General features: G+C 55.0%; 17 protein-coding genes. 6 read left to right on the forward strand and 11 right to left on the reverse strand.

Annotated features, from left to right (window positions below):
* Positions 1–78 precede the first annotated feature (78 nt).
* The 4 genes from I6G83_RS21945 to I6G83_RS21960 are packed head-to-tail and all read left to right on the forward strand — an operon-like array spanning position 79 to position 3,483.
* Positions 79–615: a GNAT family N-acetyltransferase gene (locus I6G83_RS21945; protein ID WP_054307235.1), complete on the forward strand. Its 537-nt coding sequence runs from the start codon at positions 79–81 to the stop codon at positions 613–615.
* On the forward strand, positions 616–1,800 hold the full coding sequence (locus I6G83_RS21950; RefSeq protein WP_054307236.1) for an amidohydrolase: 1,185 nt from the start codon (positions 616–618) through the stop codon (positions 1,798–1,800).
* Positions 1,797–2,132 carry a hypothetical protein gene (locus I6G83_RS21955; protein ID WP_054307237.1) on the forward strand — a complete coding sequence of 112 codons (336 nt, stop codon included), beginning with the start codon at positions 1,797–1,799 and terminating at the stop codon, positions 2,130–2,132. Before I6G83_RS21950 ends, I6G83_RS21955 begins: the two co-directional genes overlap by 4 nt.
* A gap of 16 nt (positions 2,133–2,148) precedes the next feature.
* The gene (locus I6G83_RS21960; RefSeq protein ID WP_054307238.1) at positions 2,149–3,483 is read left to right on the forward strand and encodes an MmgE/PrpD family protein; all 1,335 of its coding nucleotides are present in this window, start codon (positions 2,149–2,151) and stop codon (positions 3,481–3,483) included.
* Positions 3,484–3,485: 2 nt separating this feature from the next.
* Here the strand turns inward: I6G83_RS21960 and I6G83_RS21965 are convergent, their stop codons facing one another.
* From I6G83_RS21965 to I6G83_RS21975, 3 genes are read right to left on the reverse strand one after another with little or no spacing between them, the layout of a single operon-like run.
* On the reverse strand, positions 3,486–4,247 hold the full coding sequence (locus tag I6G83_RS21965; protein ID WP_054307239.1) for an amino acid ABC transporter ATP-binding protein: 762 nt from the start codon (positions 4,245–4,247) through the stop codon (positions 3,486–3,488).
* Positions 4,240–5,178, reverse strand: coding sequence for an amino acid ABC transporter permease (locus I6G83_RS21970; protein ID WP_054307240.1), 939 nt, complete (start codon positions 5,176–5,178; stop codon positions 4,240–4,242). The genes I6G83_RS21965 and I6G83_RS21970 overlap by 8 nt, the downstream gene beginning before the upstream one ends.
* Positions 5,175–6,071, reverse strand: coding sequence for an ABC transporter substrate-binding protein (locus tag I6G83_RS21975; RefSeq protein WP_054307241.1), 897 nt, complete (start codon positions 6,069–6,071; stop codon positions 5,175–5,177). Before I6G83_RS21975 ends, I6G83_RS21970 begins: the two co-directional genes overlap by 4 nt.
* 503 nt (positions 6,072–6,574) lie before the next feature.
* On the opposite strand from I6G83_RS21975, the gene I6G83_RS21980 reads away from it, so the two are divergent.
* On the forward strand, positions 6,575–7,225 hold the full coding sequence (locus I6G83_RS21980) for a hypothetical protein (protein ID WP_054307242.1): 651 nt from the start codon (positions 6,575–6,577) through the stop codon (positions 7,223–7,225).
* A complete protein-coding gene (locus tag I6G83_RS21985) occupies positions 7,215–7,433 on the forward strand; it encodes a hypothetical protein (protein WP_054307243.1) in 219 nt (72 codons plus the stop codon). Before I6G83_RS21980 ends, I6G83_RS21985 begins: the two co-directional genes overlap by 11 nt.
* Before the next feature lie 64 nt (positions 7,434–7,497).
* Here I6G83_RS21985 and I6G83_RS21990 read toward each other — a convergent pair whose 3' ends face one another.
* From I6G83_RS21990 to I6G83_RS22025, 8 genes are all read right to left on the reverse strand, one after another.
* Positions 7,498–8,109, reverse strand: coding sequence for a response regulator transcription factor (locus tag I6G83_RS21990; RefSeq protein WP_054307244.1), 612 nt, complete (start codon positions 8,107–8,109; stop codon positions 7,498–7,500).
* The gene (locus tag I6G83_RS21995) at positions 8,106–9,833 is read right to left on the reverse strand and encodes a PglL family O-oligosaccharyltransferase (protein WP_314732498.1); all 1,728 of its coding nucleotides are present in this window, start codon (positions 9,831–9,833) and stop codon (positions 8,106–8,108) included. Before I6G83_RS21995 ends, I6G83_RS21990 begins: the two co-directional genes overlap by 4 nt.
* Positions 9,834–10,176: 343 nt before the next feature.
* A complete protein-coding gene (locus tag I6G83_RS22000) occupies positions 10,177–11,181 on the reverse strand; it encodes a fimbrial protein (protein WP_161805798.1) in 1,005 nt (334 codons plus the stop codon).
* A 51-nt stretch (positions 11,182–11,232) separates the two neighbouring features.
* Positions 11,233–12,270 carry a fimbrial protein gene (locus I6G83_RS22005; protein ID WP_054307247.1) on the reverse strand — a complete coding sequence of 346 codons (1,038 nt, stop codon included), beginning with the start codon at positions 12,268–12,270 and terminating at the stop codon, positions 11,233–11,235.
* A gap of 48 nt (positions 12,271–12,318) precedes the next feature.
* Positions 12,319–12,852 (reverse strand): fimbrial protein, encoded by a 534-nt coding sequence (locus I6G83_RS22010; RefSeq protein ID WP_054307248.1) that lies wholly within the window; start codon positions 12,850–12,852, stop codon positions 12,319–12,321.
* 32 nt (positions 12,853–12,884) lie between these two features.
* Complete coding sequence (locus I6G83_RS22015; protein ID WP_054307249.1) at positions 12,885–13,406, reverse strand: fimbrial protein; 522 nt, start codon at positions 13,404–13,406, stop codon at positions 12,885–12,887.
* Between the two features lie 80 nt (positions 13,407–13,486).
* A complete protein-coding gene (locus I6G83_RS22020) occupies positions 13,487–14,050 on the reverse strand; it encodes a fimbrial protein (protein ID WP_152972228.1) in 564 nt (187 codons plus the stop codon).
* A gap of 59 nt (positions 14,051–14,109) precedes the next feature.
* Complete coding sequence (locus I6G83_RS22025) at positions 14,110–14,865, reverse strand: fimbria/pilus periplasmic chaperone (RefSeq protein ID WP_054307251.1); 756 nt, start codon at positions 14,863–14,865, stop codon at positions 14,110–14,112.
* Positions 14,866–14,903 lie beyond the last annotated feature (38 nt).

Raw genomic sequence — 14,903 nt, forward strand, 5'->3', positions numbered from 1 at the left:
CCCCGCGCAAAAAGTCGATGACGTCATCCGCTTTGCCGTGCAGTCCGGTCATCTGACTTCGCCTGAGGAACCCGGGTTATGACACAGCATTTCAGGCGGCTGACGCTGGATGATAAACACGATTATCTGGCGCTGATGCTGGCCGCCTACGCGCCAATCAAAACACTCGGGATTCAGTTTGATGCTGCCACCACCGATCTGGCACGCGTGACACAACACCTCGACGATCATGCGGTGTTTGCGCTCTTTGATAACCAGCGGATGGTGGCTTCGGTGACCCTGCGCTTCCCGTGGGGTGCAATGCCTGGCCCCATGGGCCTGCCGCACATTGGCTGGTTCGGCACGCATCCAGATTACTCCGGTCAGAGACTCGGCAAAAAACTGCTGGGCTGGCTGGAAGACAACATTCTGAGCCGCGAATTGAAAGCCCCGGCTTACTCACTCGGCACCGCCACCAGCCACCCGTGGCTGCGCGATATGTACCTGAAACTGGGTTTTCAGCCGGTCTTCGAAAGAGACCTCGGCAAAGGACACACCACGCTGTACCTGAAAAAAATTCTCGATGCAAAAGGCCACACCCGCTGGCTGGAACATCAGCCACCTACAGGAGCTTAAATGTCAGATATCACGCAGGAACATCAGCCGCTGGCGGCGTTTATTCAGGATTTTCGCCACCACATGCACCGCCATCCGGAGCTGTCCAACGAAGAAGTTAACACCACAGCCAGCATCCGGGCGGTACTGGAGAAGTATCAAATCCGCGTGATAGATTTGCCGCTAAAAACCGGTCTGGTGGCAGAAATTGGCGGCATCAATCCCGGCGAACTGGTGGTGCTGCGTTCTGATATTGATGCCCTGCCGATTGAAGAAAAATCCGGAGTGGATTACACCTCGCAAAATCCCGGTGTGATGCACGCCTGTGGCCACGATTTCCATACCTCGGCGGCGCTTGGCGCGGCGATTTTGCTGAAAACACAGGAAGATTCTCTTTTCGGCACGGTGCGCATTCTGTTTCAGGCGGCGGAAGAAACCGGTCACGGTGCCCCGGCGCTGATTGACACCGGCGCACTCGACAACGCCGCCGTCATTTTCGGCATTCATAACGATCCTTCTTTACCGGTCGGCGTTATCGGCAGCAAAGAAGGCGCATTAACAGCGGGCGTGGATCGCTTTGCGATCACCATCTCCGGTACCGGCAGCCACGCGGCACGTCCGCACGAAGGCAACGACCCGATTATTATCGCCGGACAGGTGATTTCCGCGTTGCAAACCCTAATCGCCCGCAACGTGCAGTCCGCACACAACGCGGTGGTTTCCATCACTCAGGTTCACAGCGGCAGTACCTGGAACGTGATCCCGGATTCCGCCTGGCTGGAAGGCACCGTCCGCACCTTTAATCAGGACACACGGGAACTGATAGAACGCCGTTTCCGGCAGGTTCTCGCGGGCATCGCTGCTGCATTTGATACCGACATCATCCTCGACTGGCAACCCGGCCCACCGTCGGTGAACAACACGGCCAAATGGGTGGATTTCGCGCTGGCGCATGGTGAAGGCTCCGGCTTCGAAGCCCGCCGCGTTGAAGCCAGCCCGATTGGGGAAGACTTCGCGTTCTATCAGCAAAAATTGCCCGGCGCGTTCATCATGATCGGCTCCGGCGGCCCTTACGCGCTGCATCATCCGCAATTTCGCGTTGATGATCGCGCCCTGTTTCCGACTGCACATTACCTGTCGCAACTGGCGGTACAAGCGCTGCGCACTCTCAGTGAGGAAATTCTCCGTAAGGATAAAATCGCATGAGTCAGCGGAAGCATTTTTCGGCGCAATTACGTCTTCAGCAGGCCATGACCATTTTTACCGGGTGGGGAATGCCCGAAAATATTGCGCTGGAAACCGATTTGCTGGGCATTGATTCTCACGGCATATCAATGCCGTCGCATTACGACAAATTACTCCAGGAAGGGAAATGGCGCCCTGATACCCAGGTAGTGGCTGGTGAACCGGAAAACCAGAGGTATCGGCAACGCCAGCGCGACGGGATCCCGGTTTCAGCCCCCTTTCTGACGCAATTGCATGCGCTCTGCGAGCGTGAACATTTCGTTGATTTATTATCTCCGGTTACTCGGGCTTGAAGCGGGAGATGAGCCTATGACATTAACGCAGTCGCTGGCAAAACTTATCCTCAGTTCATCCCCTTCTCCAGCCGCTCATGAAGCAGCCCGCGAAGGGTTGCTGGATTTTCTGGCAGTCACCCTGCCGGTTTTACACGGCGATTTACCCGATGCAGGACTGAACAGTTTGCATCAGGTTTACCGCGCTGACGATCAGGCAACTCACGCGTTACTGCTCGGGTATGCCGGTCACGCGCTGGATTTTGATGATTTCCATCCCGACTTTCGCGGCCATCCCGGCGTGGTGATTTTGCCCGCGCTGTTGGCGCTGGCCTCACAACGACCAGACATCAGCGGCGCGCAGTTTCTCGATGCGTACGTGACCGGAGTGGAAATGGCCGGACGCCTCGGGCTGGCCGCCGGTTCTCAGCATTACAAACTCGGTTTTCACAATACCGCCACGCTCGGCACGATTGCGGCCTCCGCGGCCTGTGCGCGGCTGGTGAATGCCACTGAACGGCAAACGGCGTTGATTCTGGGTATCGCGGCGACGCAATCCGCAGGTTTACGTGCGCAGTTCGGCAGTGACGTCAAACCGCTGCACGCCGGGTTAGCGGCGCAGACCGCCGTCATTGCCGCACAGCTGATGCTGGCAGGCTTTCACGGCCAGACAGACAATGTGCTTGACAGCTTTTTATCGGCTTATTGCGCCGGCCAGCAACAGCCGGAAAAACTCATTTCAGACTGGGGCGCGCCGTGGCGGATTGTCTCGCCCGGTCTGGAATTCAAACCCTATCCGACCTGCGGTGGCACGCACAGCGCTGCCGATGCCGCGCGGACTATTCGTCATGACTGGCTGCAAACCGGTCAAAGCACAGACGCACTGATCGGCGCCATCGAACGGATCGAGGTGTCTTTCCCGCCGGGCGGTGATATTGCGGCGTCGGTGCGAAAACCGGCAACCGGCGTTGAAGCGCGGTTCAGTCTGGAATACGTGATTGCAGCCTGTCTGCTGCGCGGAAACTTACGTTTAGAGGATTTCACCCCGCAGGCGGTGGACGCAGGCACAGCCGCGCTGGCAGGACGTGTCTCGCGTTGCCCGGATTTCTCCGCACCGCCGGACGAGCTGAACCCCGCTGCACGTTTTCATCAGGTGACGGTATTCTTACGCGACGGCAGTCTGCTGCAACGGCGTTTCACCCGTCAGCAAAGTCTGGCGATCCCGTTTGATTTACCGGCGAAACTGCGCGTCTGCTTGCCGGATTTCACTGACGCACAGCGGACAGAAATCGTGGCACTGAGCAGGCTGGACAGCCGCGGCAGTCTGCCACGGCTGGCAAAGATGTTGTTTGGGAAACGGGTGACGGGATGACGTTATAAAACAGTCGACAGAAAATGGCGGACACGGACGTTCTCCGCTTCATCCAGCACGCTTTTCGTCGGTCCCGACGCCACAATTTTTCCGCCCTCCATAAAGATGACGCTATCCGCCACTTCACGTGCAAAGCCGATTTCGTGGGTGACGATCACCATAGTTATCCCTGAATGCGCCAGCTTTTTGATCACCTGCAACACTTCGCCCACCAGTTCGGGATCCAGCGCGGAGGTCGGTTCATCGAATAACATCACTTCCGGGTCCATCGCCAGCGCACGGGCAATTGCCACGCGTTGTTGCTGACCACCGGAAAGCTGCTGAGGCCAGTCATCTTCGCGGCTGCCTAATCCGACCTGCTGGAGCAACGCGCGGGCTTTACTGACTACCTGCTGACGGTTTTGCTTCTTCACCCGCAGCGGTGCATCGATAATATTTTGCAAAACCGTACGGTGCGGAAACAGGTTAAATTGCTGAAACACCATGCCGGTGCGGCTGCGCTGTGCGGCAATTTTGCGGCTGCCCAGTTCATACAACGCGGTTCCTTTCTGTTGATAACCAACCAGTTCGCCACCGATGCGGATTGTGCCGCCATCAAGTTTTTCAAGATGATTGATACAGCGCAGCAAGGTGGATTTCCCTGAGCCGGAAGGCCCGAGGATCACCGTGACCGAACCGGCCGGAATATCGAGACTGATTTCATCCAGAATGGTATTACCGGAGAAACGCTTGGTGACTTTGCGAAATTCAATGGCTTCACCCATGGCTGGTTTCTCCTGCGCTGAGACTGACAGTGCTGACCGTGCGGACTGCTCCGGTTTTCGTGACTTTACGTTTCACCTTACGGTGACTGCTGCGACTAAAATGTCGTTCAACGTAATACTGGATCACCGACAGCAACGACGTCAGCAACAGGTACCACAATGTGGCGACCAGCAGCAGCGGGATCACTTCATAGGTGCGCTGATAAATAATCTGCGCCGAGAACAGCACATCCTGTAATGAAATCACCGAAACGACCGCCGTGGCTTTCAGCTGACCGATCACTTCATTCCCCGCAGGAGGCAGAATAGCCCGCATCGCCTGCGGCAAAATGGTGTGGCGAAATATCTGCGACGGGCGGTAACCCAAGGCGCGTGCCGCCTCGATTTGTCCAGCGCCGACGCTCTGAATACCGGCGCGAATAATCTCCGCGGCATAGGCAGACTGATGCATGACTAATGCAATCACGGCGGCGCTGAACGGGCTAATCAGGGAGTTCGCGGAAGCGCTCCAGATTTCACCTACCCACGGCAGCGAAATCGAAATATTCGGGTAAAGCGCGGCAATATTGTACCAGAGAAACAACTGAACCAGCATCGGCACCCCGCGGAAAAACCAGGTATACCCCCAACTGACGGCGACAAGCACCGGATTGGATGACAGGCGCATCAATGCCAGAACCGTGCCGCCTGCAAAGCCAAAAACCACGGAAATTGCGGTCAATTGCAACGTCATCAGTACGCCCTGAATGATCGACGGGCCGGTAAAGTTTTCGGCGATCACCGACCATTCAAAACGCGGATTGCTGAGCATGGAGTTCCCCATAGCCAGCAATATCAGCAATACGATCAGGGCGCTTATCCAGCGCCCGATATATTTTTTACCGACGATCCGCAGTGCTTCCGGCTGCTGTTCGTGTGTTTCACTGCTCATCCGAAAATCTCTTCATTACGTTTTGATTCTTTGACTGCGCCAAAACCGATGGACCATTTATCGAGGATCTGCTGGTAAGTGCCGTCTTTGATCAGCGAGTTCAGGGATGCCTGCACCGCATCTTCCAGTCCCGACTGTTTAGAAAACGCCACAGATACAGGCGCATCATCCACATGAATGGTGCCGGTCAGCGCCAGCGGTTTAACCTGGCTAACCTGATACGTCAGACCTTCATACGGGCCGAAGAACATCGGTACCCGACCGCTGACCACAGCTTGTACGCCTGAAGGACGATCCGGGAATACGGCAATCTTGATCGGCGGTTTACCGGCATCAGTACAAATTTTGCTGGCCGCTTCAAGACGCCCGATCTGCGTAGTGCCCGCTCCTGCCCCTACTTCCTGCCCGCACACCGCATCAAAAGAGGTAAATGGCGCAATATTGGCGTCTTTACGCGAGATCACACCCAAGCGCGACGCATCGTAATAACTGACGAAATCGACCTGCTCGAGACGTTTTTTGGTCGCATTGATATTGGATAGCGCGACGTCATAGCGACCGGATTTCAGCCCCGGAATGATGTTGTCGAAACCGCCGGTATCCTGCCAGCGCACTTCCACACCGAGCCTTGCCGCCACGGCATTCATCACATCAATCTCACGCCCGGCGAGCGTTTTATTGTCTTCCTGAAAAAAAGTGGTTGGCGGAGTATTCGGATTGGTGCCTGCAACGATATATCCGCGTTTGGCAATATCCGCCGGAAGCTTACTTTTCAGCGCATCATCAGTGGTGACATGAAAGGTGGTGGAAGACGAAACAATCTGTTCGGCAGCCCACGCAGAAGAAAGATTCCCGGCAATCAGCAAAGGGAGCAGTAACTTAGATAACGTCATAAAGAAGCCTTTTCCTGGTTAAACGCTGTCAAAACCACAAAAGAGGTGCGGTAAAAGAGGCAAGGCCATCAGAGGGGTTTTATCATTCATAGAGCAACACCTGCCCTGCCTTAGACCTGATTTTGCGGGCATATACCTTTTATTGACAAATTAAAAAAAGAGATAAAGATTTCGAAAAAGTGGGAAAGTCAGGGGCAGACTTAAGAGCTCTTTTCATTCAAACCATGGACTCCCCAGGGCCGGCAGCCGCTCCTGCCGCATACGGGTCAGTCCAAGTCCAATCCCCCCTTCAATCAGCGTACGCACTTAATCATTCATCGAGTCAATTTCTCAATCGTAAAAGCTGATTGATTCATTATTGTCAGTATTTCCGGGGTCAGTTAATTGTTATATTTATAATTCATTTGTTTTCCTCCCACAAAAGAGCACAAATTAAAATTAGAGTTGTTTTTACTTTATCTTTGCTTTAGTCTAACGAAAAAAATAGTAAGAAGGGAATCTGTATGAAAACTTACAAAGACATAGCGAAGCGTATCGCGAAGATTATTATTTCTCCCGAAACGGCCGTTGGTTTCGTTGATGGCGTATTATCGGTGCCTCAAGACTTAGGCTATCTGGCTTATAGTTATCTGGACACTGACTCCAGACATCACCGGGATACGGAACGCCTCAGACTTATTAAAGCTGTTCGATACGGCATTCTTCAAAATGAAAATCTTGCAAGAACGATAGAAACCGTATTAAACAAATTCAATCAATACATGCCCGAAAATAAAAGAGATAAAATTTACGCTAAAATTGGATCGTCCATATTTGGCCGTGCAATAACCAACTCCATAATATCAAAAAAAATAGCAACATCGATAGCCCAGCGCAGCACTCTTATGGTCGCACTGCGAGGCGGTATTGTCGGCAATACGCTATTGGCAGGCGGCATGGCAGAGCGTAGTATTTATACCTCTCGACGGCTTCAACGCACTGAACCAGAAATATATTACGCGCTGCGTCAAAGAAACCATGACTTCCTTTATTTTCTTGTTGAGCCGGCATTGCATCCTTTTGTTGAAGCATTAAGAGTGAGAAGATCGCAGGGAGAAGCAGCATTCAATCAGATTCTGGACCTTGTAGAGAAAGAGGTTAGTTATGGCAAGTGATAAAAAAGAAAGATTATCAATCGGGAAGCGCATGTTTCATAGCTTCCTGGAGTATGCTGTTTCTTTGCTTGGCGGGGCGTTGGTTTTTTTATGTATCTACTGGTTCTTCCACTTTGAAACATGGCATGAACGATTTATATACATTGCCATTAGTATCGCCGCTGTATACCTTATTGTTAAAATTCTGCCTGAACGCCCCGATGAGTAGCGTTTTAAGCGATTCTGATCCAATAGCAGCAGGCAGAGGCATAACGGCATCTGCCTTTTTGTCTTTATCGTGATGAGACCGGCGGGTTGTTTAAGCCGCCATTCTGCAGCCAGTGATACAAATCTGCGTTGTTCCTCAGGTGCATCTTGCGCATCATCGCGCGTTTGTGCAGGCTGACGGTTTTGACACTGAGCCGCAACTGCGCCGCAATATCCTGCGGCAGTTCGCCACGGCCGAAACGCCGCACAATCTCATATTCGCGCGGCGTTAATGCATGCTTGTCGCACCAATAACAGCGATGCATACGCGCATGGTGCATTTCACTGGCCTGCAGGGCGACGTCAATCTGGCGCATGATTTTTTCCAGCGGATCGCAACGGTACAGGCGGCCGGTTTCCCGCTGGCAGGCCGGCAGCGTCAGCAGCGGCACTTCCGGCCGCTCACGCAGGGTCAGGTATGCCGTTGGCATCCAATAATCCGGACGCGGCAGGTGGCAAAACTGCCCCGCAACCCCTTCCCCGGCGGCGATAATCACCAGATCGGCCGGCGAGGCCGTACTGTATAAATAACACAGTGCAATCCCCCGGAGGCTAAAGTGCTGCTCCAGCGCCAGCCTTAAGCCCGCGACAAAAAAAAGGTCCGGGTCATCGATAAAAACGGAAATGGTCTGATTCATAACGCTCCCTCATCAGATGTCATAGGCTGAAAACGCGCGTCTGTAGGAAACAACAGCGCCGCCTCACGTCGTTGCTGTTCCGCCGGTACGTCCTGTTGCTGGTACTGCAAAATCTGGATCAGCGCGGCGTAAACATTGGCGTCAACGCGACGCCTCAAATAACGGTCCGCCCAGGATGCATACTGCTGCAAACGCCGTTCATCTCCCGTCTGGTTAAACGTCAGCAGAGAAGACATTTGCCGGTCAAACTGACGACGATCGCGATATGCCCAATCGCTAAACCATGACATGGCGTCCATCTCGCCCATCAGCCGAAAACCGCCCCTTTCCGCCAGCGTCAGCGTATAACCGCCGCTTAACGCCCCCGTCATCATCACCAGGGTCGCTAACGCCAGCGCCTGTATTCCCCGGCCGAGCGGCATGCGCCAGCACGGCGACAAACGCCGGCGACGCATCACCGGCATGGCGCGCCGCTCCAGCATCGCCAGCAGCATCAAAAACGCCATCCAGTGCGGCAACGACAGGTAAAAGGGGTATTCCGTTTGGGTGTGCAGCAGCAGCGGCAACAGCACGAGCAGCAGCGCGATGGCTTCCCGCCGTCTCTCGCCCTGCGCCAGGCGCAGGATGTGCCGCAGCAGGACGATGCCGCCGGCGATAAACAGCCCGACGCCGGCCAGGGCGACCACGCCGCCTTCCACCCACCACAGCAGCAGCTCGTTATGCGGATGGCGGGCAATCTCCGTCACGGCGGTCGGTAGCGCCTGATGCACGCGAAAATGTTGAAAACTGTACTCAAAACCGCCGTATCCCCAGCCTGACCACGGTTGTTCGGCAATCATCGCCAGCGTGTCGCGCAGCATGGTGTAACGCGCATGGTTGGAGACCGTATGGCTGACATGGCGCAGCCCCTGCTCAGCCAGTAACCCCTGCCACAGCGCCAGCAGCCCCAGTCCCGCCCCCAGCGCCATCAACAGCGCGGCCGTCAGGCTGCGCCGTGGCGCATTACGCCGGTGCATCAGTAGCATCAGCATCGCCGCCGCCATGCCCGCCAGCCAGCCGGTGCGCGACTGTACCCAGACCAGCACCGCCGGCAACAGCAGCAGCAATCCGGCCAGCAGCCGGCTGCGCCAGCGTTCAGCAACCCGAACAGACAGGCGAAACTGCGGCTGGAGCCACAGCATCAGCGCCAGCGCCACGCCCATGGCGATAAAGCTGCCCAGCACGTTCGGCTGCTGGAAAATGCCATAGGGACGACCGCCGGGCACATACTCCATCCACGCCTGCGTCAGCCCCGGCCAGAACAGCTGGCACAGCGTCAGCGCCGCCTGCAGCGCCACCGCGCACAGCATCATTTGCAGCAGCAGGCGACGAAAACGCAGCGGCATACGATATTGCGACAGGGTGAAGTAAAACAGCAGGCCGCCCGCCAGCCCCGCCAGACGCCAGCCGGCCTGCGCCAGCCACTCCGGCTGCGTATAGGCCAACGGAATAAACAGCAGCGCCGCGCCGATAAAAAATAATCGGCCGGCCAGCGTTGTCGTAAGATATTTATTTTTTGGCCGGCATTGCCAAATAATGAGCGTCACCCCGGCCATCGCCATCCAGGTAAGCACATTGAGCGGCAGGTTCAGGCCAATACCGCCGCCGTTTGGTAGATAAATATGCATGACAACGACAAACCACAGGCACAAAACCAGCGCCGGCAGCCGCTGATATAACAACACAGCGGTAGTACAATGCGTTATTTTCAATGACGCCATTCCTAAAACGATCCCTGATTAAAATAAACAAGACTGTCGCCTGGCAGATAAATATATTTATTCAGCAATGAGGCTTAACAGCTACTGATACGACAGGCGGCCTGCAGCGACACCGTTATTTAATTCACCCCATAGCCAACTATTGCGCACCCGCCAAGCCCTTTCATGATCGGTGTATTACTCCACTTATAAAACACCAGAGGCATGATTATCAGATAAAATAAGAACAAATAAGATGACAGCGTTCTTACGGAGTCTTATTTAAACGTTAATTTAAAGCAGAATAAGTTTTTAAGAAAACCGGAAGCTAAAGCGACGTAATCACCAAGGTGGCCGAAGCGTTAAAAGCACCGGCGGTTAACGCAACGTCAGGATCCTTTACCGGCGTCAGGGTAACCGTTGCATTGCCCGTCCCCGCGTCAAGCCGGGCGGGGAATGAGGTCATCGGCTTCACCAACTGACCGTGATGTTTTAGCGCGAACCCTAAGGCGCTATTATCGCTACGGATAAGATCTGATGAAAAACCGGCGCTATCCGCCACCAGCTGCACCTTAATATCCTGCGTCAGGCTGCTATTACAGCTAAAGCGCAGGGCGATATCTTTACTGTAGCGTTCGCCATCGCTGCGGCTGACCACCTGATCCGTTTGCAGCGTATGGAAATTCGCCTCAATAACGTTACCCTGGTTAATCGAGCATTCCGGCGTTATCGCTATCACCTGTCCGCCGCCTTTGGTACGCGCCTGAACTATCGGCCGGCTTGGTCGCGGCGGAGGAGGTAGCCAATCCATAACCCTGTAGGCTGAAAAAAGTTCGGTATCTGACGGTACGACAATAGCGCCGCCAATAATATCCCGCCTTAATTTTATCTCCACGATCCCACTACCGGCCACACTGAACCCAGAAACCTTTATATTTTCCCCATATGAGCTGGGAGACTTCAAGCCAATCAACCCATCAGAAGGTACCAAAGGGAAGTATTTAATTGGTGAGCCACTCCCTATCCTAACATCCACATCATCAGTTAATTTAAAATACCCAGCATTCATCTCAGAGGGTACAAGCGTCGGCCCCATGTCAACATAATGGGTCATTGACATATAATTTACGCTCCTATTACAAATCCCACTAAACTCTATAGGGTTCATTCGATACTTCATTATTGCTTCAGCCCCTTTGGTATTTCTGGTAAAAGGCGCAGCAGCAATATCCACCACAGCAATATTCACCGGATCCCCCCAGCAGGTATTATCCAGCTCCGCGTGGGCGGGCAGCCAGAATAATAACGGGATCAACAACAGCGTCCATTTCATGTTATTTTTCATATCCATAATATAATGTAAACAACTTCTCACTATCCCATACTAAAGCGACGTAATCACCAACGTCGCTGAGGCGTGAAACTCACCGCCCTGCAATGAAACATGCGGATCTTTTACCGGTGCCAAGACGATACTCTCACTCCCCGCCCCTTTCTCAATCCGGGCGATAAATGAGCCCATCGGTTTAACAAAACTCCCATTATGCTTCAGCGAGAATCCCAACTCACGGTGATCGGAACGGATAAGGTCGGCAGAAAAATCTGTGCTGTCTGCCACCAGCTGCACCTTAATATCCTGCGTCAGGCTGGTATTACAGCTAAAGTTCAAGGAAATATCTTTGCTATAGAACGCGTCACTACGGCTTTCACTGGAAATCCGGCTCGTTTGCAGTACGCCGAAATTAACACCGATCGTATTTCCCTGATTAATCGAACATTCCGGCGTCACCGGTATCACCTGTCCGCCAGAACGCGTGCGAGCCTGGACGACTGGGCGACTGGCACGTGGTGCAAAAGGCCGAGAATTCATAATCCGGTAGGCGGAGAACAACTCGGTATTGGAGGGCACCACGATCGCCCCGCCAATAATATCCCGCCTTAATCTTAAATCTATTATTCCACTCCCGGCGACATAGAAATCATTCACTACAACGCCTTGTCCGACAGGCGGCCTACCATTTGCCTCTAATGAGTAAGGAGGAGCCAAAGGGAAATACCTATACCCCGGAGAATTCATGCTCTCACTAGCAATCCTGATATCAATATCATTACTCAATTTAAAATAACCGGGATTGATATCCGACGGTATCAAACTCGGCCCCATATCAACGTAATGCGTCATGGTAAAGCCTTCAGCGCTTCGGTTGCAGATAGCACTGAACCGTTGCGGATTGGTTGAATATGTCATCCGTGCCTCTGCGCCCGCCCGATTACTGGAGAAAGACGCCAACGAAATGTCCACCGAAGCGATATTAACCGGATCAGACCAGCAGGTATTATTCGGCTCCGCCTGAACGGCTAGCGCCGTCAGTGCTCCCAGCAACACAGCCGTTATCCTCATTCTCTGCTCCTCTTTCTCCATTCACTCATTCGTCATGACCATGTGATATGACGTTTCTCTGCGTCCCGCTCAGGGATAATCAACCATCAGCGTCAACGCCGCGCTAAAGCTGCCGAGCGTAATCGTATGGTTCTTCAGCGCGTCAGGCTCAGCCCGCACGTAGCCCATCAGGTTAAAGGTATTGCTGCCGTCATGCAGTTGGTGACGGTAGACCTTGTTGATCGGCAACGGCTGCCCTTCGGTGGATTCCAGCCCGATCGCCACGCCTTGTGCCAGGCTGCCGCCCGCCAGTTGCAGCAGGCCGGGCAGCGCGCCGCTTTCCTCCCCTTTCAGAGTGATTTCCGCCAGGCTCCCCAGCCTGATATCGCACTGCGTCAAACGGATGGAAAACATTTTTCCGGCCGTGCGCTGGTTAAGGTACAGGTACTTATCCACCACGTTGCCAAAGTCGAGTTCGATCTCTGCATCCTCAGGCGCCAGCGTGCAGGGCTCGGCCACCAGCGAGCCGTGGAAATACAAATTCTCCTTGGCCTGCAGCACGGGGACGGGCATCAGCAGGCTTAACAGCAGCGCCAGGCCCTGACGGTAAATGACGGTTCGCATGGCAGCTCCTTTTCGCCAATGATCCCAAAACATTACTGGTACTCCACCAGCAGCGTGGCAGAGGCGTCAAACGCCCCTTCAGGCAGCTCCGCACCCGCTTTTTTTACCGGTACGGCCTCAAATTTCAGCGCCGGGACAGGCGAAATCAGCACCGGCTTATTCAGCTCCAGCGGTTGACCGTCCATCATCAGCTGGATCCCCAGATCGGTAACGGAACTCTGGATGGCGGCTTTATCAAACGCCGTCGCCTGGCCGTGAACCTCCATCCAGAGATCCCATTTCACCTCGCTGGTTTTACAATCCAGCGGCGCATTGATCTGCTGTAAATAATTCTTACCGTCGATTCTGTTGACCCCAATCTCGCCAAACGGCACATCGATCACCTGATTGTTATTAATCTGGCACGGCGGCGGTTCCACTAACGTGCCAAAAATTTTTATTTCCGTACCGCCGCTGCCGCCCGTCACCGCCTGAGCGGGGGAAAAAACCGGCGCCAGCAAAAATATCCCCATCGCCGGCCAAATACTCCGGTTGCGGCTTGAATAACGATGCATAAACCCTCTCCGTCGGCCTTAAGAAAATGGCCCGCGTCCTGTTGCCATCTGTTCAATCACTGGTTATACGCTTGCGCCGTTCAGTCATAATTCAGCCTGAAATTAATCTGGCTGTGATACGCGCCGGCCTGCAGCGGCGCGGCGGTGCGCTCCGGCATCACCCGGTACGTCAGCACGTCCTGACCCGGCGTCAGGAACTGCGGCTTACCGCGAAAACCCAGCCGGATATCCTGCCCTGCGGCATCCAGCATGCGCAGGCCTAAACCAGAGACGCCCTGCACTTTAATCAGCTGCGCATTGTCATCATCCGCCGGCGCGATAAAACGCACGCTGACCAGCGGCTGGTTGGCGCCCCAGCTCAATACGCCGCCGCGCTCGTCCCGGCTGCTGCCGTTGGTGCGGATGCAGTCGCGCAGCCGCAGCTGGAAAGCCACCGGCTCGCCGCGATCGCCCGCCTGCTGCAGACGCCCGCTGCCGGTATTGCCCAGCGATACGCTCTGTTCGGCGGAGCTCATCTCCAGCCGGCAGGCGCTTTCCGTCAACACACCGTGCACGTGCAGCACGCCGTTGGCGCCTTCCACCTGCCAGTTATCCGCCGCAGCGGCGGCGCGCGGGGCCAGCCCCGACGCGCACAGCAACAGCATGGCGACCGACAGGCCTGATTGACTGCGTATGATGGTCATTCCCTTGCCCCCTTACCGGCTTAACTGCGGTGGTTTTCCGCCACGACCTGGCAACCGTTGCCGGCGCAGTGGAACGTCAGCTGCGGACGGCCGCCGTAATCGTTGATGTAAGTCAGCACCGGCGCGCTGCCCAGCGCCGCCGCGCTGACCGACAGGCTGGCGTTGCCCAGCGGCGGCACCATAAAGGGTTCAAAACCCGGCGCGCTCTTGCCGTTCTTCCGGCTGCTGGCATCCACCAGCGTGACGTAATACGGCGTCGGGTTATTCACCGTATAACGGTCGCCTTGCCGGGTCAGCGTCAGCTTTTCCTGCCAGGGTTTGGTCAGCGCCTCGACGCCCTGCATAATCGCGGGCGGGCGGTAAAACAGTTTGACCCGCGTCTGCAGGGCAATCTGCAGCGTGTTCGGCTTGTCGCTTTTGGGCGGGATCTCACGCAGGTTGAAATAGAACAGCGTTTCCCGGTCCTGCGGCAGCTGTTTGACGCCCGGCAGCGCCTGGATTTTCACCTGGCTCGGCTTGCCGGCCTCAATACGCTGCACCGGCGGCAGCACCACCAGCGGGTCGCTGATCTTGTTGCCCTGTTCGTCTTCAATCCACCCCTGCGCCAGATAGGGCAGCTGCTGGTTCTGATTGCTGACGTTCAGGCTGACGGATTTCGCGCCGCCGTCGAACACCACGCGGGTGCGATCCAGGGCGATGGCGGCACTGGCCTGCTGTATCATCGCCGCACCGCTAAGCAGGCAGGCGGACATCATCAGCAAAGTACTTGGTTTCATTCCTTCATTACTCCATTCAATCATCATAAAAACTGCGC

Origin of the sequence: Serratia rubidaea (assembly GCF_016026735.1) — a bacterium.
GTDB lineage: Bacteria > Pseudomonadota > Gammaproteobacteria > Enterobacterales > Enterobacteriaceae > Serratia_B > Serratia_B rubidaea.